Origin of the sequence: Chryseobacterium sp. SIMBA_028 (assembly GCF_046535285.1) — a bacterium.
Lineage (GTDB): Bacteria > Bacteroidota > Bacteroidia > Flavobacteriales > Weeksellaceae > Chryseobacterium.
Genome location: NZ_JAWRWZ010000010.1, coordinates 102,697 through 125,005, shown reverse-complemented (window position 1 = coordinate 125,005; position 22,309 = coordinate 102,697). Strand labels below are relative to the sequence as shown.

The 22,309-nt window shown below is 35.9% G+C and carries 25 protein-coding genes and 1 pseudogene; 23 read left to right on the top strand and 3 right to left on the bottom strand.

Going from position 1 to position 22,309, the window contains the following annotated elements:
- The first annotated feature begins 7 nt into the window (after nt 1-7).
- The 4 genes and pseudogenes from SCA31_RS14680 (at nt 8) to SCA31_RS14665 (ending at nt 2,568) form a co-directional block, all read left to right on the top strand.
- On the top strand, nt 8-517 hold the full coding sequence (locus SCA31_RS14680; RefSeq protein ID WP_410697710.1) for an RNA polymerase sigma factor: 510 nt from the start codon (nt 8-10) through the stop codon (nt 515-517).
- Nucleotides 518-528: 11 nt separating this feature from the next.
- Nucleotides 529-1,344: a hypothetical protein gene (locus SCA31_RS14675; protein WP_410697709.1), complete on the top strand. Its 816-nt coding sequence runs from the start codon at nt 529-531 to the stop codon at nt 1,342-1,344.
- Nucleotides 1,345-1,459: 115 nt separating this feature from the next.
- Nucleotides 1,460-1,965: pseudogene (locus tag SCA31_RS14670) on the top strand (RNA polymerase sigma factor).
- Between the two features lie 12 nt (nt 1,966-1,977).
- Nucleotides 1,978-2,568, top strand: a complete 591-nt coding sequence (locus SCA31_RS14665; RefSeq protein ID WP_410697708.1) for a hypothetical protein — start codon at nt 1,978-1,980, stop codon at nt 2,566-2,568.
- A gap of 93 nt (nt 2,569-2,661) precedes the next feature.
- On the opposite strand, the gene SCA31_RS14660 is transcribed toward SCA31_RS14665, so the two are convergent.
- Nucleotides 2,662-4,191 (bottom strand): S41 family peptidase, encoded by a 1,530-nt coding sequence (locus tag SCA31_RS14660; protein ID WP_410697707.1) that lies wholly within the window; start codon nt 4,189-4,191, stop codon nt 2,662-2,664.
- A 155-nt stretch (nt 4,192-4,346) separates the two neighbouring features.
- Here SCA31_RS14660 and SCA31_RS14655 point away from each other — a divergent pair, with 155 nt between their 5' ends.
- The gene (locus SCA31_RS14655; RefSeq protein ID WP_410697706.1) at nt 4,347-5,465 is read left to right on the top strand and encodes an MBL fold metallo-hydrolase; all 1,119 of its coding nucleotides are present in this window, start codon (nt 4,347-4,349) and stop codon (nt 5,463-5,465) included.
- Here the strand turns inward: SCA31_RS14655 and SCA31_RS14650 are convergent, their stop codons facing one another.
- Nucleotides 5,466-5,753, bottom strand: a complete 288-nt coding sequence (locus SCA31_RS14650; protein WP_410697705.1) for a GNAT family N-acetyltransferase — start codon at nt 5,751-5,753, stop codon at nt 5,466-5,468.
- A 499-nt stretch (nt 5,754-6,252) separates the two neighbouring features.
- Between SCA31_RS14650 and SCA31_RS14645 the strand changes: the two genes are divergently transcribed.
- The 4 genes from SCA31_RS14645 (at nt 6,253) to SCA31_RS14630 (ending at nt 9,917) form a co-directional block, all read left to right on the top strand.
- Nucleotides 6,253-6,705 (top strand): hypothetical protein, encoded by a 453-nt coding sequence (locus SCA31_RS14645; RefSeq protein WP_410697704.1) that lies wholly within the window; start codon nt 6,253-6,255, stop codon nt 6,703-6,705.
- A gap of 141 nt (nt 6,706-6,846) precedes the next feature.
- On the top strand, nt 6,847-7,752 hold the full coding sequence (locus tag SCA31_RS14640) for a helix-turn-helix domain-containing protein (protein WP_410697703.1): 906 nt from the start codon (nt 6,847-6,849) through the stop codon (nt 7,750-7,752).
- 87 nt (nt 7,753-7,839) lie between these two features.
- Nucleotides 7,840-8,841 (top strand): aldo/keto reductase, encoded by a 1,002-nt coding sequence (locus SCA31_RS14635; protein WP_410697702.1) that lies wholly within the window; start codon nt 7,840-7,842, stop codon nt 8,839-8,841.
- 83 nt (nt 8,842-8,924) lie between these two features.
- Nucleotides 8,925-9,917 (top strand): MBL fold metallo-hydrolase, encoded by a 993-nt coding sequence (locus SCA31_RS14630; protein ID WP_410697701.1) that lies wholly within the window; start codon nt 8,925-8,927, stop codon nt 9,915-9,917.
- A gap of 107 nt (nt 9,918-10,024) precedes the next feature.
- Here the strand turns inward: SCA31_RS14630 and SCA31_RS14625 are convergent, their stop codons facing one another.
- Nucleotides 10,025-12,244, bottom strand: coding sequence for an NADP-dependent isocitrate dehydrogenase (locus tag SCA31_RS14625; RefSeq protein WP_410697700.1), 2,220 nt, complete (start codon nt 12,242-12,244; stop codon nt 10,025-10,027).
- A 170-nt stretch (nt 12,245-12,414) separates the two neighbouring features.
- Between SCA31_RS14625 and tpx the strand changes: the two genes are divergently transcribed.
- The 14 genes from tpx to SCA31_RS14555 all read left to right on the top strand — a co-directional run bounded on the left by tpx (nt 12,415) and on the right by SCA31_RS14555 (nt 22,293).
- The gene (tpx, locus tag SCA31_RS14620; protein WP_410697699.1) at nt 12,415-12,918 is read left to right on the top strand and encodes a thiol peroxidase; all 504 of its coding nucleotides are present in this window, start codon (nt 12,415-12,417) and stop codon (nt 12,916-12,918) included.
- A gap of 72 nt (nt 12,919-12,990) precedes the next feature.
- Nucleotides 12,991-13,566, top strand: coding sequence for a Crp/Fnr family transcriptional regulator (locus SCA31_RS14615; RefSeq protein ID WP_410697698.1), 576 nt, complete (start codon nt 12,991-12,993; stop codon nt 13,564-13,566).
- A 62-nt stretch (nt 13,567-13,628) separates the two neighbouring features.
- Complete coding sequence (locus tag SCA31_RS14610) at nt 13,629-14,318, top strand: alpha/beta hydrolase (RefSeq protein ID WP_410697697.1); 690 nt, start codon at nt 13,629-13,631, stop codon at nt 14,316-14,318.
- 87 nt (nt 14,319-14,405) lie between these two features.
- Nucleotides 14,406-14,753: a VOC family protein gene (locus tag SCA31_RS14605; protein WP_410697696.1), complete on the top strand. Its 348-nt coding sequence runs from the start codon at nt 14,406-14,408 to the stop codon at nt 14,751-14,753.
- Nucleotides 14,754-14,765: 12 nt separating this feature from the next.
- Nucleotides 14,766-15,170 (top strand): glyoxalase superfamily protein, encoded by a 405-nt coding sequence (locus tag SCA31_RS14600; RefSeq protein WP_410697695.1) that lies wholly within the window; start codon nt 14,766-14,768, stop codon nt 15,168-15,170.
- Nucleotides 15,171-15,205: 35 nt separating this feature from the next.
- A complete protein-coding gene (locus SCA31_RS14595; protein ID WP_410697694.1) occupies nt 15,206-16,039 on the top strand; it encodes a helix-turn-helix domain-containing protein in 834 nt (277 codons plus the stop codon).
- Nucleotides 16,040-16,087: 48 nt separating this feature from the next.
- Nucleotides 16,088-17,218 (top strand): FAD-dependent oxidoreductase, encoded by a 1,131-nt coding sequence (locus SCA31_RS14590; protein WP_410697693.1) that lies wholly within the window; start codon nt 16,088-16,090, stop codon nt 17,216-17,218.
- 82 nt (nt 17,219-17,300) lie between these two features.
- Entirely contained in the window at nt 17,301-18,512 is a 1,212-nt protein-coding gene (locus tag SCA31_RS14585) for a DUF763 domain-containing protein (RefSeq protein ID WP_410697692.1), read from the top strand.
- A 273-nt stretch (nt 18,513-18,785) separates the two neighbouring features.
- Complete coding sequence (locus tag SCA31_RS14580; protein WP_076351300.1) at nt 18,786-19,376, top strand: Crp/Fnr family transcriptional regulator; 591 nt, start codon at nt 18,786-18,788, stop codon at nt 19,374-19,376.
- Nucleotides 19,377-19,453: 77 nt separating this feature from the next.
- Entirely contained in the window at nt 19,454-19,864 is a 411-nt protein-coding gene (locus tag SCA31_RS14575; protein ID WP_410697691.1) for a VOC family protein, read from the top strand.
- 30 nt (nt 19,865-19,894) lie between these two features.
- Nucleotides 19,895-20,356, top strand: coding sequence for a hypothetical protein (locus SCA31_RS14570; RefSeq protein ID WP_410697690.1), 462 nt, complete (start codon nt 19,895-19,897; stop codon nt 20,354-20,356).
- 107 nt (nt 20,357-20,463) lie between these two features.
- Entirely contained in the window at nt 20,464-20,988 is a 525-nt protein-coding gene (locus tag SCA31_RS14565) for a DinB family protein (protein WP_410697689.1), read from the top strand.
- A 3-nt stretch (nt 20,989-20,991) separates the two neighbouring features.
- Entirely contained in the window at nt 20,992-21,768 is a 777-nt protein-coding gene (locus SCA31_RS14560) for an alpha/beta fold hydrolase (protein ID WP_410697688.1), read from the top strand.
- A 93-nt stretch (nt 21,769-21,861) separates the two neighbouring features.
- Nucleotides 21,862-22,293, top strand: a complete 432-nt coding sequence (locus SCA31_RS14555) for a VOC family protein (RefSeq protein WP_410697687.1) — start codon at nt 21,862-21,864, stop codon at nt 22,291-22,293.
- Nucleotides 22,294-22,309: the final 16 nt, after the last annotated feature.

The following is a 22,309-nucleotide window of genomic DNA, read 5'->3' as shown; positions in this document are numbered from 1 at the left end:
GTAAATCATGTCTTCACCCGAAAAAGAATTTTTAGAGAAAATTGAAAAGCACAAAGGTGTTGTTTTCAAGATCTCTAAAATGTATATGGATAATAAGGACGACCAAAATGATCTCTATCAGGAGATTATTTACCAAGCCTGGAAATCATACGGCGATTTTCAAAAGAGGAGTGATTTCTCAACATGGCTGTACAGAACTGCGCTCAACACAGCAATTGTTTTTTTGCGAAGTGAAAAAAAACGTAGTTTTATACAGAATCAAAACATTGATGTACTGAATGCCAGACAGGAACCTTATAATGACACGGATGATAAGAATATGAAGATGATGTATGAGGCTATTCACCAACTGAGTCCTATTGACAAAGCTTTGATTTTTTTCTTTTTGGAAGATTTTTCGGGAAGAGAAATTGCCTGCCAATTAGGAATTACTGAAGTGAATGCAAGAGTGAAGCTTAAAAGAGCAAAGGAAAGACTAAAGGAGATCATTGCTAAGCAAGGTATGGGTTCAAATTAATAGATTACACTATGGAGTTAGACAACTTTAAAGAACTTTGGAATAAAGATACAGGGCAGGATCCCCCTGAAATTTCCCTGGAAAAACAGCGTGAGATTCATTCTCCGCTTCAAATGCTGAAAATAAATATGAAAACCGAGTTTTGGCTGATGGTGGTCACATTGCCGTTACTTTTTACCAGTTTTCCATTTGCTTCTATGGACTCTAACATTAGGACCATCTCAACATTTGTCACGGTTTTGACCATTGTTTTTATCGTTTACTTTTATTCCCGCTTTCTTAAGCTTTATAAATTGCTTCAAAAAAACAGCATTAATACCAATTATGATCTGTTTAACCTTAAAACCCAGTTGCTGATATCGAAAGAAATCTATATTTCCTATTATATTTCCTACATTCCACTTGCATTTCTCTTATCCTTGATTAAGATTAATTTTCATTTTGATATGGAATATAATCTGGCGATCTTCGGGATTAGTTTTCTGATTACACTGCTGCTGGTTTGCTTTATTATAAAATACTGGATCTATTATATGTATGGAAGATATATAGATGATGTGATACTTTTAATAGATGAGCTTAATGGAGTGGAAGTACTGCCTAGGACTGAAAAGAAAAAGACCTGGTTTGAGCGATCTCAGAAGTTTTTTATGAACAAATTAGGAATCAAGGGGAATATTCTGAATACAGTGATATGGTTTGTATCCGTATACATTTTTATTATTTTGTTTCTGACATTGGTTCTTTTAATCATCATTATTATCGGAGCTAAATTGGATTTAATCAATATAACAACGCTGCAAAGAGCACTAAACAGATTGAATTAAAAACAACAATATTATGCAGCCCTGACAGACTTCTCTGTCGGGCTTTTTTATTTTTCTTACTATTTTTTTGTAACAATTTTTATTAACAGAAACTAACTCTATAGAGTAACAAGCTATGACCTCATTAGAGCAAGAGTTTATCCAGAAGATTAAAAAACATAAGGGAATCATTTTTAAGATTTCCAAAATGTATAGGTCTGAAAAAGATGATCAGGACGATCTTTTTCAGGAGATCACTTATCAGATTTGGAAAGCATATCCGAGCTTCAAAGGGCAGAGTGAATTTTCTACCTGGTTGTGATTGCATTAAATACAGCCATTATTTTCCTTAAAACAGATAAAAGAAGAAGCTTTATAGCTAATGAAGACCTTTCTAATTATGTAATCTCTCAGGAAGATTATGACTATGATAAGGAAGAGCGCCTGGCAGAGATGTATAAGGCCATCCATCAACTGAACCCCATTGATAAAGCCTTTATATTCTATTATCTTGAGGATTTTTCAGGAAAGCAGATTGCCGAGGAAATAGGAATCTCTGAGGGGAACGTAAGAGTAAAAATGAACCGTGCAAAAAATAAACTTAAAGATATCTTAAACCAACATAAAATTAACCAACATTAAATCACTAATCCAATGAATATAGATGAATTGAAAAATGCCTGGAACGAAGATATTGTAGATAAGACTCCGGAAATAAGCATAGAACAAAAAAATAAAATTAATCTTCCTCTTGAAAAAGTACGAAAGAATATGCGTGCAGAATTTTGGTGGGTCATTGCTATCTTTGTTTTTGCATTTATGGTTTGCTCACTATGTAAACCCTTTAAGTTCCAGCTGTACATAACCGTTTTGGTTGCTTCAATGCTTATTGTTACCATTTTCTTTTTTAGTAAATTTTTTAAGCTATATAACGATATCAGCAATACGGAGCTTAAAACGTACGAATCTTTAAAGGATCTTGTTAATCAGCTCAATCTGAATAAGCAGTACTATCTGTCTTATTACATTAGCTTTGCTCCGTTTATCGTATGCGAAATGCTTATTGTATTAGAATTTATACCCTGGCCAAAACCTCTGGGAGAGGTGAAAATTGCGCTCATATTAATAGGTTCTGTGATAGGAGGATTATTCTTGCTTTTCGTATGCGGAAGATTTTGGTTTTATCGCTATTATGGACGATATATCAAGTATATTGAAACTCTTTTGGAGGAACTAAAGGCATAAAATAAGACTCGGCGGGCTGAAAGCCCGCCGAGTCTTATTTTATATAATCTATAATTCAATGTCTGTTCAAACAAAATAGATAAGCAGGAATAATCAATTGGTCTTTTCCCGAGAAATTTCATTCCTTATCCAGTCAAGCTGTGGATCTTTTTTATCAATGATATCCTGCATGCTTTCATGAATAACTACATCTGGAACAACTCCCTTTTTAGAGTCTGAAAAATTAATGTCGGGTTGTACAAGAAGCAGTCCGATAGGAAATTTTATTTCAGAATTGGGAAGTTTCTGATAAGAATAAAAACCAGCTACTGTCCCATCATTGGCACCTCCTGTTTCTTCCCCTACAAGGGTTGCTCTTTTATCATTCTTAAGTTTTGCCGTAATAATGGATGAAGCAGAAAAACTTCCACCATTAATGAGTACAAATACCTTTCCGTTGAAAGCTTCCTTATTAGGTTTTGTGGGCTTATCGGCTTTCATTTTATAGAAAACCTTTCCATCTTTCGTATAAGTACTAAACGCTTGAGCAAAGAAATAACTTGGGTAAGCTATGCTTTTAAATGCAAATTCCAGCGGGGTACTTTTTCTGAAATAATTAGTTCTTAAAGGAACATCTCTCGATGTCACTTGAGAGGGTTTTATCAAGGTGAAAGGCTTATCTGTCAAATAGGAGTACAGATTATTAATCTCATACAGAGAACCCCCATAATTATTACGAACATCTATGATGAGGTAACTTGCCTTCGCGCTTTTGATCTTTGAAAATGTCTTTTTATAAAATTCCTCGGAATATTCTCTTGAAAAACTTTTCACTTTGATATAGGCAATGGTACTGTCTTTATCCAAAAATTTAAAACTTCGGTTATAAGAATTGCTGGCAGCCACATAGTCATTCAATTTTTTATCCTCAGTACGTTTCTTCATTTCCTTATCCTTTTCAACATCGGTATCAGATTTAGATTCCCTGTTTAGAATATAGGTATGCTTTTCTCCTTTATAAAGGGTTTCAATGGCTGCCTTATCAGAAAGCCCGTTTTCTGCCGTGTAGTAGTTGAAAAATAAATCCTTTAAAAAGTAAGGTTGAAACGTAGTATTATAGCCATCACTGCTGATCAGGCTTCTGTATTTTTTTATATAGTCTGAGACAGGAACATTGTTGATGGATAAAATCTCAGTTCCCGGCTGGATGTTTTCAATAGAGTCATTGTTTTGAATAATATACATCTGATCATTAGAAATATAATATTCAAATCGGCTAAACAATCCCTTTTTATGCTCCAGTTTTTTTATTTCCTTTTTAGTGAATTTTTTTCTTGGCATTCTTAACGAAAGATGTCCTTCACGAATGCCCGCAATTACCGGCTGAAACTTAAAATAAAACTGTAGCGGAGTAAGGGGCTCATTAAGGGTTTTCTTAAGACTATCAAATTTCTGTTCCAATTCCTGTTTGGGAATGTACCAATATAACTGAGGGTGCATTTGCTGTAGCTTTGCATAAGCATAGTCTACATCCTCTTTAAGCTGGTCAGGAGGAATACATGAAGCCCGCTGTTCATTGTGTCTTCTAATGGAAGCGCATGACGAAAGCATAGCCAGAATAAATATTGCCGAGTAATTTTTCAATATACCTTTGAGTTTTTAAGCTGCTAAAATAGAGAGTTTAAAATTAATCATCACTTAAATGAATAATAAATTTTCCGATATACATGATAAATTTAGTTAAAAAATAAAGCCAGATGCCTCATATTTTCATGTAAATCTAAAAGTTGATACCTTTGGTGATTATTTTACTACTAATGATGTATTATTGGATTATTACGATTGCAACACTCTTGATAGTAACCTATTTTATCGTGATAAACGGGAAACCATTTGGTGGAGTGCCAAAAGGAAAGAGATTGGAACGTATTAAGCAGTCAAAGCTGTATAGAAATAAACAATTTCAGAATATTAGCCATACACCTTCTATTGCTGAGGGCTACAAAATGTCAAAAGTTACCTATGATTTCTTTTTAGGCAAAAAGCATCCGCTACTGAAACCCTTGAAAGGAATTCCATCTATTCATACAGATTTGAGAGCTCTTGATAAAGACACTAATGTTTTCATTTGGTTGGGTCATTCATCATATTATATACAGACCGATGGGGTATCTTTTCTTATAGATCCGGTATTGAGCTTATATGGTTCGCCATTTAAATATTTTAACAAAGCATTTAAAGGATCGGATATCTATAAACCAGAAGACATTCCGGAAATAGATTATTTGATAATTACCCACGATCATTTTGACCATTTGGATTATCCTACAGTGCAATCCATCAAGGATCGAACTCATAAGGCTATTGTTCCACTGGGAGCGGGGGTACACCTGGAAAGATGGGGATATAAAGAAAATCAGCTAATTGAAGAAGAGTGGGGAGCAGAAGTAGAACTGAAGAATAATATAAAAATTGTCTTTACCCCAGCAAGGCACTTTTCCGGTAGAAGAGTACGGCAGAATGACACTCTTTGGACTTCCTATGTACTGGAAACCCCCACAAAGAAACTCTTTTGGGGTGGAGATAGCGGCTATGATTTCCATTTCAAAATGATTGGGGAAAAATATGGTCCTTTTGATTATGCTATTCTTGAAAATGGACAGTACGGAGAAGCATGGAGATATATTCATACATTACCGGAAGATGTAATACAGGCAAGTATGGATATTAATGCTAAAAAAATTATTCCGGTTCATGCTGCCAAATTTGCACTGGCACTTCACCCCTGGAATGAGCCTTTACAAAAGATAACAAGTCTTGGAAAAGAAAAAGACCTTGATGTCCTTACTCCGATGATTGGAGAGGTAGTTGATCTAAACAATTCAAATCAACAATTTACAGCCTGGTGGGAAGACTGATTAGGCATGCCAAATGTCTTTATACCTTGCGGGATGATTTTCAAATTGCTGACGAACAAAATCACATTCAGGGTCTACAAGCAAATCTTTTTCCTCCGCATAGCGTACTAATTCATCCAGCAGAAGCTTAGCATAGCCTTTCCCCTCACGTTCCTCGTCAAGCTTGGTGTAATAAACAATGAGCAGTCTTCCATCAACCTTTATGGACATATAACCTGCTTTTTGCCCATCAATGAGTAGCTGCAATTCATCCTGATATGGAGATACCATAAACTTTATACTTTCCATAATTACTAAGATTTGGTTGATTAAAAAATAATTTAAGGAACTTCCGAAAACCTTCTCTCCATTAAAATTACAAAATTAATTGATATGAAATGATAGTTTTTGGGAATCTTAACGAATTTTATAGATATACTAATGAAAACTAAAAGATTTAAAAATTAGGGTAGAGCTAAGTTTTTTTTATTATTAAACTTCAATAGCTATAGGAGTGGTCTTTACCCTGCTCAGATGTAGTAATGAAGATCACCCGGCAATATCACAAAACTAAAGATTTCAAAATAAGCATCTTGAGCATAGAAAATTAGAGCCCTTATCCCGACTGTTTAAGAAGTCAAAAAAATGATAAGCGGAATTTATTCAACGGATAAAATAAATAATTTATAAAATTATTTAAAAGATAATCAGTTATTTATACTTTTTGTTAACAATTATTGGCAATTCCTTTTAATTATTGGCACTTTAATTGACTAGGTCATCATGTTTAATTTAAAAGAGGAATGAAATGAAAAAGTTATTGTTAACCTTATTTTTGATTGGGACATTTAGTATGAGCTATGCCCAATCAGATTATTATAATGATTACAGGAGAAGCATTACAGATGTTAACTGGCAAAATGTAATCACAGATTTAGTGCTTTCGAGTGTGCAGACTAAACAAATTTATGTATTGAATGACAGATATCGTGATTATGATTCCTGGAACAGGGCGTATGTTGTAGATCCCGGAAGATGGAGAGGAGATCGATATTCAGAGCTGGAAAGAATTCTGGGAAGAGAAAAATACATCATTTTTAAGAAGAGATATTATAAAGGACAAAATCCTGTAATTGTATACGGAAGAAATAAGAACGACTATAAAAAATACCGTAAGCAGCAAGAGAAATACTATAAAGAACGTTCCAAGTATTATAAAAAACAAAATAAGCATCATGGGCACCATGGCGATTGGGATTAGACCATTATCAACTCTATATATTCACTATTAAATTGACTGGCATTCGTGTCAGTCTTTTTTATGGGTAAAATTAGTATTGAAATATAAGTGTTAAAAAATAATTTTATAATTTAATTTGTTTGAATTTTATAACTTTGATAGATGGAATCAACAGAATCATTAAGCGGTTTTTATGAACGAAATGCTCCTGATCAGGGATTGCAATGTATCGGAACAAACGGGATGGGACATTTTAATGTTTTTTCAAGGGAATTCTGCTCTCTGTTATCTCCTTATAGCAGGAGAGATTACTACAAAATTTCATTAATTATAGGAAAGGGAAAGCTTCATTATGCTGATAAGTGGATTCAGGTAGATCGCCCTGCATTGTTGTTTTCAAATCCTATTGTTCCTTACTCCTGGGAGGCTGATGATGAAGATCAGAAAGGCTGGTTTTGCCTTTTTACAGAACAGTTTTTGCAAAATGGAAGCCGTTTGGGAAATCTTCAGGATTCTCCGCTTTTTAAGATTGGCGGAACTCCGGTTTTTTTTGTAGAAGAAATGCAGCAGGAAATACTTTCGGATTTGTATACCAAAATGATGACAGAAATTCAGTCGGATTACATTCATAAATATGATATGCTTAGAGCCTATCTCCATCTGATGATTCATGAGACGATGAGAATGCATCCGGCAGAAACCTTTGAGCCTTATCAAAATGCATCACAAAGAGTTGCTTCTTTATTTATGGAACTGCTGGAAAGACAATTTCCGATTGATAGTCCGGAGGCATTTTTAAAGCTAAAAACTCCGAATGATTATGCACAGAGTCTTTCCATTCATGTCAACTCTTTAAACCGTTCAGTGAAAGAGATTACAGGAAAAACCACGAGTCAGCAGATTACAGGACGAATTATTCAGGAAGCCAATGCCCTGTTGACTCACACAGATTGGAATGTTGCTGAAATAGCGTATGGATTGGGCTTTGAAGAACCGGCTTATTTTACCAATTACTTTAAAAAACAAACTGGAGTAACCCCCAATGCCCTTAGAATGAACCTTGTTTGAATTTTATAGTTCTTGGTTTGAATTCTATACCAAAGATAGATGCTGTATACTCTAATTTTGTCTTGTAAAATTAAAATCAAAACCATCATGAAATTTAGAAAATTAGGAAATACAGGAGAGCAGCTTTCTGCTATTGGATTAGGTTGTATGGGAATGAGCTTTGCCTATGGGCCCGCAGATGAACAGGAAAGTATCAATACCTTACATCGAGCATTAGATTTAGGTGTTAACTTTTGGGATACTGCAGATATGTATGCCAACGGAGAAAATGAAAAGCTGATCTCCAAGGTCTTAATTCCCAACAGAGATAAGATTTTTATTGCAACTAAATTTGGATTCAGGTTTAAAGATGGGAAAGCCAGCCATAGTGGTGCTCCGGGTACCTATTTTGACGGCTCCCCGGAATGGATTAAACAAGCAGTGGATTTAAGTCTTCAAAGATTAAAAATAGATACCATAGACTTGTATTATGCACACAGAGTTGATCCCAATGTACCTGTAGAAGAAACAGTAGGAGCAATGGCTGAATTGGTAAAAGCCGGAAAAGTAAAATATATCGGTCTATCTGAAGCCTCAGCAGAATCAATAAGAAAAGCCAATAAAATTCACCCAATTACTGCTTTACAATCAGAATATTCTATCCTTACCAAGGATGTTGAAAGTGAAATATTGCCAACCATCAGAGAATTAGGAATTTCTTTGGTGCCATATTCACCACTGGCAAGAGGTCTTTTTGCGAATATCAATGAAGTACAAAACCTTGGAGATGATGATTTCAGAAAATCATTACCTCGTTATCAACAGGAATATCTGGAGAATAACACTAAGCTGGCTAATGAAATTAATGATTTTGCAGCTTCCAAAGGCGTGAAAGGGACTCAATTGGCATTGGCTTGGGTACTGAACCAAGGAGATGATATTATTCCAATTCCGGGAACCAAACGAATCAAGTATCTGGAAGAAAATATTGCAGCCGCTACTATTGATTTTTCCCAATCCGACTTGGACACCATTGATGCCATTCTGAAAAAATATCCAAATGTAGGAGATAGATACAGCGAAGGCTCTATGAAATTAGTAAACAACTAAAGATTCTACTCAAACTGGGTTTCTGAATTACAGAAACTCATTTTTTTGTTGGATATACAAATTGAAAAACACCACATTACAATATGAATAGAAGAGACTTATTAAAAAACGGTTTATTGGCGGGAGCATTGAGTTTTGTTCCCTTTTCTAATGTTTTTGCAGACACAAAGACGGATTCGGAAAACCTTGAAGATGATTTATCCGGTTTTAAAAAAATAAAATTGGGAGAGTTGGAATTGTTTGTCCTTACAGGCGGATATATCCATGAAACAGATTTAAATTCATTTGCTCCACGAGGAAAAGTTTCAGAATTGAAAACCATTCTTAAAGATCATTTTAGATCGGAAGATTATATTGATATGGCCCTGAATTTTCTACTGGTTAAAACAAAGAACAGATTGATTTTACTGGATACAGGAATGGGAATTTTTGCTGATGAAAGATCTGGATTTTTGTTGAAAAGCCTCCAAAAGGCAGGTTTCTCGGCAAAAGATATTACTGATGTTTTTATTTCTCATGCACACCCTGATCATATTGGAGGAGTAGTAGATAAGCAAAACACTCTTGTTTTCCCGAATGCAGCCATTTTCATTTCAAAAACTGAATATGATTTCTGGATGAATGCCTCCATTAAAGATTTTAATAATAGTGCCTTGAAGTCTAAACCGGAATTGCTTGGTCAGATTATTCCGGCACTCCAAAATATATTAAAAGTCATTAAGCCCAAGTTGAAGTTCTATGACTTCAACAATCCATTGTATGATTGTTTCAGTTTTCAGCTGGCTCCGGGGCATACTCCTGGATTAACGGTTACCACAATATCTTCGGGGAATGAAAAACTCATCTATATTGCTGACCTCATTCATTCTGATGTTATTCTTTTTCCTCACCCTGAATGGGGATTTTCCGGTGATACAGATCTGGATATTGCTACAGCTTCAAGAAAGAAGCTTCTCCAACAATTGGCGGATACTAAAACCAGAGCATTTGCCTGTCACTTGCCATGGCCGGGATTAGGCTTTGCAAAAAAGAAAGCCGGTGCATTTGAATGGATTCCGGAGAGTTTTATGAATTAGGTATCGGATGACAAATTAAAGACCGGACAGGATGGTTCAATTCTTTCATTTTTAAAATAAAAAAGCTCCTTACAAAAGGAGCTTTTCATTTATACTAGTATCAGAAATTAAATTGAGTCAACAATTTCATTTAAGACTGTGCTTGGTCTCATTGCTGAATACGTTTTATAAGTATCAGTTTTGTAATAACCATCAATGTTTTGAGGTTTGCCTTGAGCACCAATTAATTCTGCATTAATTACTTCTTCATTTTCCTGCATTGCTTGTGCAACCGGAGCAAACTGAGCTGCTAATTCAGTATCAGCAGTTTGGCTAGCCAGAGCCTCAGCCCAATACATTGCTAAATAGAAGTGAGAACCTCTGTTATCAATCTGACCTACTTTTCTTGCAGGAGATTTATCTGTAGCCAAGAACTTAGCGTTTGCTTCATCCAATGCGTCAGCTAAAACCTGAGATTTTGTATTTCCTTGGGTTTGAGCTAAATGCTCTAAAGAAGCCTGTAGTGCTAAGAATTCCCCAAGAGAATCCCATCTTAGGTACCCTTCTTCAAGGAATTGCTCAACGTGTTTTGGAGCAGAACCTCCGGCACCTGTTTCAAATAAGCCACCACCATTCATCAATGGAACAATAGAAAGCATTTTTGCAGAAGTACCAAGCTCAAGGATTGGGAAAAGGTCAGTTAAGTAATCTCTTAATACATTTCCTGAAACAGAAATTGTATCCTTACCTTCTCTTGCTCTTTTTAAAGTTTCAGTCATTGCATCTTTTACATCAAGAATTCTGATGTCAAGACCTGTCGTATCGTAATCAGCAAGATATTTTTCTACCTTTTTGATGATCTCTCTGTCGTGAGCTCTATCTTTATCTAACCAGAAGATAGCAGGAGTATCAGAAAGTCTAGATCTGTTTACAGCTAGTTTTACCCAGTCCTGAATAGGAGCATCCTTAGTCTGACACATTCTGAAGATGTCATTCTTTTCTACTTTTTGAGAAAGAAGAACATTTCCAGCTTCGTCCTGAACTTCTACAGTTCCGTCAGCAGATAATTGGAAAGTTTTATCATGTGAACCATATTCCTCCGCTTTTTGAGCCATTAAACCTACGTTTGGAACAGATCCCATTGTAGTAGGGTCTAGTTTTCCGTGCGCTTTCATGTCATCAATTACAGACTGATAGAAACCAGCATAAGAACGGTCTGGAATGATACAAACAGTGTCTTCCTCATTTCCTTCCTTGTTCCACATTTTACCTCCTCCTCTTACAAGGGCAGCCATAGATGCATCAACAATAATATCAGAAGGTACGTGGAAGTTAGTAATTCCTTTGTCAGAATTTACCATTGCCACTCTTGGTCCGTTAGCAAGAGCTTTTTCAATGTCAGCCTTAATGTCAGTTTCCTGAGCATTTCCTTTGATTTTTTCAAAAAGATCAGCAAGACCGTTATTTGGGTTAATATCTAAAGATTTGAAAGTCTCAGCATATTTAGTAAATACATCCTTGAAGAAAGTTTCTACGATAGCTCCAAAAATGATCGGGTCAGAGATTTTCATCATCGTAGCTTTAAGGTGCGCAGAAAGAAGTACATTTTTGTTCTTAGCTTCCTCAATAGCTTCCTGAACGAATACCTTCAATGCATTTAAGTTCATTACAGAAGAATCGATTACTTCACCAGCCTGAAGACCTGCGAAGTCTTTCAGTAAAGTTTCAGTACCGTCATTTCCTTTGAATACGATTTTATATTGTGTAGCGTTTTCTAATGTAGTAGAATTTTCTGTTCCGTAGAAATCACCATTGTTCATGTGAGCTACGTCAGTTTTGCTGTCAGATGCCCAGTTACCCATTCTGTGAGGGTTTGTTTTAGCATAGTTTTTAACAGCCTTTGGAGCACGTCTGTCAGAATTCCCTTCTCTTAATACAGGATTTACAGCACTTCCCAGAACCTTTGCATATTTAGCCTTAATTGCTTTCTCTTCATCATTCTTTGGCTCTGCAGGATAATTTGGAACTGCGAAACCTTTAGCTTGTAGTTCAGCGATAGCAGCGTCAAGCTGAGGAACAGAAGCAGAAATATTTGGTAATTTGATGATATTAGCTTCAGGCTTAGTTGCCAATTCTCCTAATTCAGCCAAAGCATCACCAATTTTTTGGTCATCCTTTAAAAACTCAGGAAAGTTAGCTAAAATTCTTCCTGCCAAAGAAATATCTGGAACAGCGATCTCAATATTTGCTGATTTAGTGAAAGCTTTTACAATTGGTAAAAACGAGTGGGTAGCCAGCATTGGAGCTTCATCCGTTAACGTGTAGTAAATTTTTGATTTTTCTGACATTATACTGTTATTTGTTATTTGAAATTTTAAGTCCTACAAATTTAGTTAAAATTTAAATTTTGGGATGAATACTATGCCTAGATTTTTCACTTTAAGATTAATTTAACCTTAATTACACAGAAAAAAAATCTATTTTTGATTAAATTTGAAAAACTAAAAAAATAAATATTATGTCAACGACAATCACTTTAAAAGGAAACGAAGTACACACTATAGGAACATTACCATCAGTAGGAGCTAAAGTTAAAGATTTTGCTTTGGTAGATTCAGGATTAAATGTAAAGACTCTTGACACTTTTGCAGGAAAGAAAAAAGTATTCAACATTTTCCCAAGTATCGATACTCCTACTTGTGCCGCTTCTAGCAGAAAATTTAATGAAGAAGCTTCAAAACTGAATAATACAGTAGTTATTAATGTTTCCAAGGACCTTCCGTTTGCATTAGGAAGATTCTGTGCAGCAGAAGGATTGAACAATGTAGAGACTCTTTCTGACTTCAGAAGCAGCTTTGGTGATGATTACGAAGTGACGATTACAGATTCTCCTTTGAAAGGATTATTAAGCCGTGCCGTAATTGTTACGGATGAAAACAATAAAGTAATTTATACAGAACAGGTTTCAGAAATTGCAAACGAACCTAATTATGATGCAGCGCTTACAGCATTGAATCAATAATAGAAATAATCTTGTACATAGCCTTGTAAATGAAATTTTGCAAGGCTTTTTTGAATCTAAAACACACCATAAATGATGACAGACCATTACACAAAATACGGAGAGCTGTTTCAGGTAGATCAGGAACATTTTGATGAATTTTATGTACTACTTAAAGATACTAAGCTTTTAAAATCAGACTTTTTTTTGAAACAGGGGGAAAAATGTAAATATCTGGGCTTTATCAAAAAAGGAACCATCAGATCTTTCTATATCAATGATCAGGGGCGCGAAATTAATTTCGGATTCTATTTTGAAAATGAATTTTTTACCGATTATGAAAGCATCCTTTGTGATACAGTCTCCAATATGAATATTCAGGCTTTGGGCGATTGTGAAATACTGTTGCTGAGTAAAGAACATTTGCAGGCATTATATGAAAAAGAAGCATACTGGCAAAAATTTGGAAGAGTAATGAGCGAAAAGATTTATTTGGACGCCAAAAAAAGAATTGATGATTTACTATGCCTGTCTCCAGAAAACAGATACTTAAATCTTTTAAAGCAACAACCCCTTCTTTTCCAGAAGATAGCCCAAAAACACATTGCAAGTTATCTGGGAGTTACAGAACAATCTCTTAGTCGGATTCGTGGCAGAATTATAAATTAACTTAAGTTAACGTCAGATGAAATTTTAGGCCGTAGTTTTACTATTATCAAATTTTAATCATTATGGAACAAAAAGATTTAACTATTATTTTGGTACACGGAGCCTGGGGAGATGGCTCTCATTGGCAATACATTATCCCGTCACTGGTAAAGGCAGGTTATAAAGTAAGAAGTGTTCAAAACCCTTTAACTTCTTTGCAGAACGATATTGATAAAACGAAAGATCTTATCGATGCTCAGGATGGAAAAGTACTTTTGGTAGGACACTCTTATGGAGGAGCTGTAATTTCAGGAGCGGGACATCATGAGAAAGTGGCAGGACTGGTTTATATTGCAGCCTTTGCCCCTGATGCAGGAGATAGTTTAGGATCCCTTTTAGGAAGAAGAGAATCTCCGGGTGGGGCAAGTATTTATCCTGATAACAAAGGATTTTTATGGATCAAATATGATGAATTTAAATCTGCTTTCTGTCAAGATTTAGATGATCAAAAAGCCTTGGTGATGGCATTGTCACAAAAACCGATTCACGGGCAGTGTTTTGGTGATGTGGCTGGAGAACCGGCATGGAAAACAAAACCAAGCTGGTATCAAATTTCATCGAATGACCGTATGATTCCGGCTGAAACAGAAAAAGAAATGGCAGAACGCCTTCAGCCTAAGAAAATAATTACGCTGGATGCAGGACATGCTTCATTGGCATCACATCCTGAAGAAGTTACTCAGTTGATTTTAGAAGCTGCTGCTTCAATTTAATACAATATACGACACAATAATTTATAAGGTCTTGTGAAATTTTACGTAATTTCACAAGACCTTTTTTAATGGAAAAACGAGTGCAAAATGGTAAAAAGAATTGTAGCCAATATTAAAACGGATGATCTTTCCAAAGCAAATCAATTTTATCAGGATATTCTGGAACTGAATGTTTTGATGGATCATGGCTGGATCAAAACATTGGGTAACCATGAAGATGCAAAAATTCAAATCAGTTTTGCCGAACAAGGAGGAAATAATACGGAAGTTCCCGATCTTTCCATTGAAGTGGATAATGTAGATGAACTCTATGATAAAATGAAAAATGCAGGCTTCGAAATCACTTATGAAATCACCAAAGAGGATTGGGGGGTTCGCAGGTTTTTTGTAAAAGATCCGTTTGGAAAATTAATTAATATTCTTTCTCATCTATAAATACATCATCGTATGAAAGCAGAGCAGATTATCCCTGTACTCAGAATTTTTGATTACCAGAAAACGCTTGAATTTTATGTTGACTGGCTAGGGTTTGAAATCATCTGGGAACACCGGTTCGAAGAAAATTTTCCTGTTTACATTGAGGTGAAAAAAGAGAACATGGTTTTTCACCTGAGTGAGCATCATGGCGATGCAAGCCCAGGAAGTAGTATCTTTATCTGGGGAGAAGGCGTTGTGGAATATCACACAGAACTCATCGATAAAAATTATAAATACAATCGTCCCGGACTTGAAAAAACCTTTTATGAGGCAGTATCTTTCACTGTAAATGATCCTTTTGGAAATAAAATTATTTTCAATGAAAAGTTTGATGAAGTAAAACATAAAGATCTGGAATTCTACTCCCATGATTGATTTTGCTTGTATGCATAACTGATAGTCAATATACTATGTTCTCCAATATACATCAGGAATTTGAAGTTCCCCAAGAACTTAAGGATACCATAAAATGCTTTTGGTATAACAGAAGAGATTATGGTGAAGAACCGTCCGTATTTACCGTACTACCGGATGGTTATGCCGAAATTATCTTTCATTTTGGTAGTGGATGCAGTATTTCTCATCAGGGAATACTACAGACTTTACCTTCTCCGTTTATTATGGGGCTGCTCAATCAGCCTGCTCTTTTTTATGCTCAGAACCAGCTGGAAATTATTGGGATCCGGTGCTTCCCATGGGCTGTTTTTGATTTACTGCGGCTTTCGTCAGAAAAAACTCAAAACGGAGTCCATACATTCGAACATCCTGTTGCACAGCTTCAATCTGTATTGAATGATTATATTACTCAGGGAAAAATTGAAGAAGCTATTTCTAAGGTAGAACAATATTTTCTAAAATTACACGCACACCTTACAATAGACAGTCTCCTTTTCAAAGCAGGAGCGGCTATGAGAAAAAACGATGGTGCTATTTCTGTACATCAGGTGGCTGATTCTGCTCATACAACAACCCGAACATTAGAAAGAAAATTTAAACAGTCTTCCGGACATACGGTAAAAGAGGTATCCGGAATTATGCGTTTTGAACAGATAAGAAACCATTTATGGCATGCTCCCAAGACTTCTATTGCAGCACTTGCACAGGAATTTGGATATACAGACCAATCTCATTTAAGCAGAGAGTTTAAGCGGTACAGCGGTATTACACCTGCTGTTTTTGCGAGGGAAGCCAAAAAAAGAAAACAAACCTTAAGCAATGATTTTGTCGCATTTGTACAAGCATGATACCCTTGTATTCCGGAATTTTGTAACATAATAATACATTACAACATTATGGTACTTAATCATAAAAAAATAGCCATCATCGGTGCCGGACCAGTTGGTTTAACAATGGCAATTTTATTACAACAGAAAGGTGTTGAAGTAAACGTGTATGAGAGAGAGGTGAATGCACAGACAAGAGTCTGGGGTGGTACCCTCGATCTTCATCAGGAGTCAGGGCAGAAAGCAATGGAAAAAGCAGGACTGCTTGATCAATATTATGCTGCGGCATTACCTATGGGAATCAATATTGCTGATGAACAGGGGAATATTCTTTTTACAAAAAAAATTACGCCCGAAAACCAATATGACAATCCCGAAATCAACAGAAATCATTTGAGAGAAATACTGCTTGATAGTTTGTCGGATCATACGGTAATCTGGGATATGAATTTTACCGGAATGGAAGAAAATGACGGGGAATGGCTGCTTCATTTTAAAGACAAACCTGATGTGAATGCCGATCTTGTTATTGGTGCCAACGGAGGAATGTCCAAAGTAAGAAAATATGTGACAGATGCTGAAGTAGAAGAAACCGGAACTTTTATTATTCAGGGAGATATTCCACAGCCTGAGAAAACATGTCCCGAATTTTTCGATTGGTGTGACGGGAAAAGACCAATGGCAGCCCATGAAGGGAATTTATTGGTAGCCAACCCTTATAATAACGGTGCCTTGACTTATGGAGTCATATTCAAAAAGCCTGAAGAGTGGAAAGATGGTTGTGATTTGGATTTTCAGAATACAGAACAGGTTCGTAGATTTCTTTCCGAAAGATTCTCCTTATGGAATGAGCTTTATCAGCAGTTATTTCTTTCAACTTCCTTTTTTGTGGGGCTACCAACGAGGAAAATTTCATTAGACAAACCTTGGAAAAATAATCGTTCTTTGCCTGTAACACTTATTGGAGATGCCGCTCATCTTATGCCTCCTTTTGCTGGGAAAGGAGTAAATACAGGACTAAGGGATGCTTTAATTTTATCAGAAAATCTAACAGAAAGGAACTGCCAAACTATATCCGAAGCCATTAATGCTTATGAACAAAAAATGTTTATCTATGCCAAAGAAGCACAACTTGAGTCCAGTAAAAATGAATTGGAAATGAGAGATGTCAACTTTTCTTTTACAAGCCTGATCCGATAGTTGATGAATTATGGCAGAATAAATGATCCTGATCATTAAAAATTAAGATGAATAAAACCTACCTTTACATTTTAAAAATAGAATGAAACGTTCAGGAACTGCAGATCTGCCTCTTCACTACGGTAAAGTACCATCGTGGCTGTATGAGCGTATGTCTGTTCTTGGGCTCTCTATTATTGAAGTTATTCTTATGGATTACGGTAAAGATGAGGTGCTGCGCCGTCTGGCAGATCCGTTTTGGTTCCAGAGTTTTGGAGCAGTAATGGGAATGGATTGGCATTCTTCAGGTATTACCACTTCTGTTATGGGAGCCTTGAAACGCTCCATTAACCCCAATTCTCAATCATTGGGGCTTTATATTTGTGGTGGGAAAGGGAAGTTCTCCAGAGAAACCCCATCAGAACTCATTCAAATTGCCGAAAAAACAGGTCTCAACGGTACCGAACTGGTAAGAGCCAGTAAGCTTTCTGCTAAGGTAGATAATACAGCGATTCAGGATGGCTATCAATTATACCTGCATAATTTTGTCCTGTCAGATAATGGGAACTGGAGTGTTATTCAACAGGGAATGCATGAATCTGACGGAACAGCAAGACGTTATCATTGGCATTCCGAAAACATAAATTCATTTGTAGAAGAGCCACATACAGGAATCAGTGGAGTTTCAAGAGGGCATATTTTAAACCTTACCGATTCAGAAGCGGCAGGAAATCGAAAAGGAATTCTGGATATCTCCCACACAGATTCTGTAGAGGTAATGAAAGATTTTTCAAGGCTGATTCTTCCTGCTCATCATGATGTTCGGGCTTCCGATGTTGATCTTAAACGCCTGGGAGCGCTTTTATATGTTACCCGAGAGCAACAGCCGCAGAATTTTGAGGATTTGTTGATGTTGGAGGGAGTAGGCCCCAGAACAATGCAGTCATTGGCCTTAGTGAGTGAAGTAATTCATGGTGCTCCGGCAAGATTTGCTGATCCGGCAAGGTTTTCCTTTGCCCATGGAGGTAAGGATGGTCATCCTTTTCCGGTTCCGATTAATACTTATGATGAAAGTATCAGTATCCTAAGAAGAGGAATAGAAAAGTCCAAACTCGGCAACTCCGATAAATTGAATACATTAAATAAGCTTCATCAAATAATAACCACTGCGGAGAAAGACTTTACCCCGGATTTTGATATTCAGGAAGTCATTGAAGAAGAAAGACAAAATTCATGGCGCTTTGGTGGTAAGACAGTATTTGGAGATGCTAAGAAACCCAATTCTTCTAATGGTATTCAGCTATCCTTGTTTTAGAGAGAATAGATTTCTACTAAAGATAAAAAATGCATAACCAATCATACCCTCTGAGGGTGACAAATTACAGATTTGACAGAGTGGTTAAACGTCACTATGATATTACTTTTATAAAATAATAAAACGTCTGTTTAATTATTTTTATTTATAAAAATAATTTATTTTCAGCATAATATGTAATTTTAAATAGGATAAAAAATTATTTTGTTTAATATTTGTTTTCTTCGTTTCAATTAAAAATTCTATTTTTAAAGTCTTAAAAAATTTGACCTGATGACTAATAAATCCTTAGAAATATGCTATGATTTTCCATTTTTCTTTCAGGAAGAGCTTGAGGAAATATTTCAGGCACATGAAAAAACATCGTTTCAAAAAGGTGACTTTATTCTTGAAGAAGGAAAAACAGCCAATGAATACTATATTCTGGATAGCGGATTGGCCCGCTCATTTGTTAATGATTTCAACGGAAATGAGGTAACCACCCACTTTTTTGTAGAAAATGAGGTGATTATTGAGGTTTTATCTATGTTTCAAAGAATTCCGTCTCAGGAAAATATTGTCTGCATTACAGATTGCGAATGCTGGAAGCTGGATTACGATACCTTTCAGGAATTATTCCATAAAATTCCAAATCTAAGAGAGTGGGGGAGATCATGGATGTCCAAGGAACTCTTTGCTTATAAGCAGCGGTCTGTAGAAATGTTTACCCTTTCTGCTACCAAAAGATACCTGAATCTACTGGAACAGAAATCCAAAGTAGTACAGTTTGCTCCTTTGAAGCAGATCGCCTCGTATCTTGGAGTAACAGATACTTCCCTCAGCAGAATACGTAAAGAATTGGTCTCGCATCCCAAGAAAAATTAATTCTTGCCCTATGACAAGTAGATTTTCATAACACCTTGGTAATTTTGATATAAAGTTTAACACCAAAAATTATAAAAATGAAAATCAATCAAATCTATGTCAATTTACCGATAAAAGACGTACAAAAAACCAGAGAATTCTGGATGAAGCTTGGGTTTTCCATTAACGAGCAGTTTTCAGATAACAAAGCAATATGTGTAGTAATGAAAGAAGATTATATCTACACCATGTTTTTGAAAGAAGAATTTTTCCAAACATTTACCAATAGGCCTTATGCTAAAGGAGATACCACGCAGGTACTTCTTGCTATTGGAGTAGACAGCCGTGCAGAAGTCGATCAGATCGTGAAGACAGCCGTTGAAAACGGAGGCTCAAAATATAGTGAACCCATGGATCATGGATGGATGTATCAAAGTGCTTTTGCAGATATTGACGGTCATCAGTGGGAGGTGATGCATGCAGATGCTTCTCAGATCCCTACAGAATAATTTATCAGTTCTCAACATCACATTAGAAATATGGAAACAAAGTCGAATGAGATAGAATTGGTGAAAAACCAAATATTTAGCAGCCTCAAAATTGTTTCTTTAAATACAGAGGGAATTACCCATGAAGAATCAATGATTTTTCCTAACGATGAGGCTAATTGTATGAATTGGATACTGGGACATTTGATCTACATCAGAAACAGCTTATTGAATATTTTAGGAGAAGAGTCAATTTGGGACAGCGAAAAATTTTCCTGTTACAATAGAGGAGAAATTGCCTGGGACAGAAAAACAGAGTTTATAAATTTTGATGAACTCAAATCATATCTTCAGCAATCACAAGATAAACTTGAAGCAAAATTGAATATTCTTGAAAGTTTTAAGGAAGAGAATGTTAAAGATATTTCAACACTCTGTCTCCACGAAATTTATCATGGCGGGCAGTTGGGGTATCTCCGAAGAATCCTAGGAAGACCCGGAGCCATACGATGATAGTATAAAATCTACGATAGAATAAAAGAATAAAAGATTTTTTGGAAATGAAATCTCTGTCTTTACGTTCTCCATTATCTAGTTTTAAATCCATAAAAAATAATAAAATGGACACACCAAAATCAAAAAAAATAGAACTCATCATTCCGGCTTACAGAATGCATACCCAAGGCTTTATGAATGTTTTGGATGGTATTTCGGAAGAAGATGGCTTGAAAAGAATTGAAAACAAAACCAATCACATTGTTTGGATGGCAGGGAACTTTGTAAATATGCGCTACGGCTTGGGCTGGGTTCTTGGACTGCAGGAACAGGATCCAAACAATGATCTTTTCTTTCAAGGAAAAGCGTTGGATGAAAACATTAAATATCCAAGTCTGGCAGATCTGAAGAAGAATTTCCATGAGATTTCTCCAAAAGTTTATCAGAAACTATGGGAAGTAACTGATGAAGAACTGGATGAGATCTTTGAAATAGGAATGAACATTCCTTTTATAAAAGAAACAAAGCTCAATTTTGCAGGCATGTGTATTGGGCGTGAAGACTATCTCTGCGGGCAGATAGGGTTAATGCGTAGAATCTTAAACTATCCGGGAATGAAGTATGATGTGGATGAAAACCTTAATTACTAATCTATGAATCCTGTAGAAAAAGGTTATAAAAGGGTTAATGGAATACAGTTGTATTATGAAATATATGGAGCTGGAAAGCCATTAGTGCTTATTCATGGTGGTGGTTCTTCTATTGTGTATGATTTTAAAGAAGTCATCACAAGGCTGAAAGATAAGTTTCAGCTTATTGGAATTGATCTTCAAAATCACGGACGAAGTGAGCATCGCGATATTCCCGAAACATTTGAACAGGATGCAGATGATATTGCCGCTCTTTTAACGGAAATAAACATTCATAAAGCCTCATTTTGGGGATTCAGCAATGGTGGAAACACCGTGATGCAGATTGCTCACCGTCATCCGAATATTGTAGAAAAATTGATTGTTGCATCTGCATTTTATAAAAAAGAAGGCATGATGGATGGTTTCTTTGAGGCGATGCAGGAAGCCACTTTTGAATCAATGCCTGAACCATTTAAAATAAATTTTTTAAATCTCAATCCTGATTTTTCAAAACTGGAAAACCTTTTTGATAAGGATAGCAAAAGGATGCAAACCTTTGAAGATTGGGAAGATGAAGTCCTTACATCGATACAATCACCAGTCTTGTTCATTAGTGGAGATAAAGATGTGATGAAGCCGGAACATACAATGGCGATGTGGCGTTTGGTAAAAGATTCGAGGTTAATGATACTTCCCGCGACTCATGGAACGTATATGATGGCTGACTTTGATGAGAGTATCAATAAAAGTTTAATCGACTTTACAGTGACAAAAGTAGAGCAGTTTTTAACCAATTGAAATCATAAATAACATGACTGGCATTGATATAATTATAGAATGATCCTTGTCATTTGTGTTTCAAATAAACAATAACACGTAAAATTAAAAATCATGGCAAAATTAAATCCGTACCTAAATTTCGATGGAACAGCTGAAGAAGCGTTCAACTTTTACAAATCTGTTTTTGGAGGAGAGTTTGTAGGGGAAGTTCATAAAATGGGAAATGCTCCCGGGACCGAAAATCTTTCAGAAGAAGAAAAAAACAGAGTGATGCATATTGCGCTACCTATAGGAAGTGACCTTTTAATGGCTTCAGATATTGTTCCGGGCTTTGGTCAAACCTTAACGGTAGGAAATAACAATTATGTTTCTATTTTCCCTGATTCAAGAACTGATGCAGAAAGAATTTTTAAAGGACTTTCTGAGGGCGGGAATGTAGAAATGCCCCTTGAAGATCAGTTTTGGGGTGACTATTTTGGAAGCTTTCAGGATAAATATGGCGTTCATTGGATGGTGAATTATAATGAAGAGTATACAAAGTAATCTTATATTTGCTATA

Bases quoted from the DNA above. Each gene is read 5' to 3' on its own strand.
- SCA31_RS14555 (WP_410697687.1), top strand. From the start codon at position 21,862: ATGGCAAAATTAAATCCGTACCTAAATTTCGATGGAACAGCTGAAGAA.
- SCA31_RS14645 (WP_410697704.1), top strand. From the start codon at position 6,253: ATGAAAAAGTTATTGTTAACCTTATTTTTGATTGGGACATTTAGTATG.
- SCA31_RS14680 (WP_410697710.1), top strand. From the start codon at position 8: ATGTCTTCACCCGAAAAAGAATTTTTAGAGAAAATTGAAAAGCACAAA.
- SCA31_RS14665 (WP_410697708.1), top strand. From the start codon at position 1,978: ATGAATATAGATGAATTGAAAAATGCCTGGAACGAAGATATTGTAGAT.
- SCA31_RS14610 (WP_410697697.1), top strand. From the start codon at position 13,629: ATGGAACAAAAAGATTTAACTATTATTTTGGTACACGGAGCCTGGGGA.
- SCA31_RS14605 (WP_410697696.1), top strand. From the start codon at position 14,406: ATGGTAAAAAGAATTGTAGCCAATATTAAAACGGATGATCTTTCCAAA.
- SCA31_RS14570 (WP_410697690.1), top strand. From the start codon at position 19,895: ATGGAAACAAAGTCGAATGAGATAGAATTGGTGAAAAACCAAATATTT.
- SCA31_RS14590 (WP_410697693.1), top strand. From the start codon at position 16,088: ATGGTACTTAATCATAAAAAAATAGCCATCATCGGTGCCGGACCAGTT.
- SCA31_RS14640 (WP_410697703.1), top strand. From the start codon at position 6,847: ATGGAATCAACAGAATCATTAAGCGGTTTTTATGAACGAAATGCTCCT.
- SCA31_RS14585 (WP_410697692.1), top strand. From the start codon at position 17,301: ATGAAACGTTCAGGAACTGCAGATCTGCCTCTTCACTACGGTAAAGTA.
- SCA31_RS14635 (WP_410697702.1), top strand. From the start codon at position 7,840: ATGAAATTTAGAAAATTAGGAAATACAGGAGAGCAGCTTTCTGCTATT.
- SCA31_RS14595 (WP_410697694.1), top strand. From the start codon at position 15,206: ATGTTCTCCAATATACATCAGGAATTTGAAGTTCCCCAAGAACTTAAG.
- SCA31_RS14600 (WP_410697695.1), top strand. From the start codon at position 14,766: ATGAAAGCAGAGCAGATTATCCCTGTACTCAGAATTTTTGATTACCAG.
- SCA31_RS14650 (WP_410697705.1), bottom strand. From the start codon at position 5,753: ATGGAAAGTATAAAGTTTATGGTATCTCCATATCAGGATGAATTGCAG.
- SCA31_RS14630 (WP_410697701.1), top strand. From the start codon at position 8,925: ATGAATAGAAGAGACTTATTAAAAAACGGTTTATTGGCGGGAGCATTG.
- SCA31_RS14580 (WP_076351300.1), top strand. From the start codon at position 18,786: ATGACTAATAAATCCTTAGAAATATGCTATGATTTTCCATTTTTCTTT.
- SCA31_RS14560 (WP_410697688.1), top strand. From the start codon at position 20,992: ATGAATCCTGTAGAAAAAGGTTATAAAAGGGTTAATGGAATACAGTTG.
- SCA31_RS14675 (WP_410697709.1), top strand. From the start codon at position 529: ATGGAGTTAGACAACTTTAAAGAACTTTGGAATAAAGATACAGGGCAG.
- tpx (WP_410697699.1), top strand. From the start codon at position 12,415: ATGTCAACGACAATCACTTTAAAAGGAAACGAAGTACACACTATAGGA.
- SCA31_RS14575 (WP_410697691.1), top strand. From the start codon at position 19,454: ATGAAAATCAATCAAATCTATGTCAATTTACCGATAAAAGACGTACAA.
- SCA31_RS14625 (WP_410697700.1), bottom strand. From the start codon at position 12,244: ATGTCAGAAAAATCAAAAATTTACTACACGTTAACGGATGAAGCTCCA.
- SCA31_RS14615 (WP_410697698.1), top strand. From the start codon at position 12,991: ATGATGACAGACCATTACACAAAATACGGAGAGCTGTTTCAGGTAGAT.
- SCA31_RS14565 (WP_410697689.1), top strand. From the start codon at position 20,464: ATGGACACACCAAAATCAAAAAAAATAGAACTCATCATTCCGGCTTAC.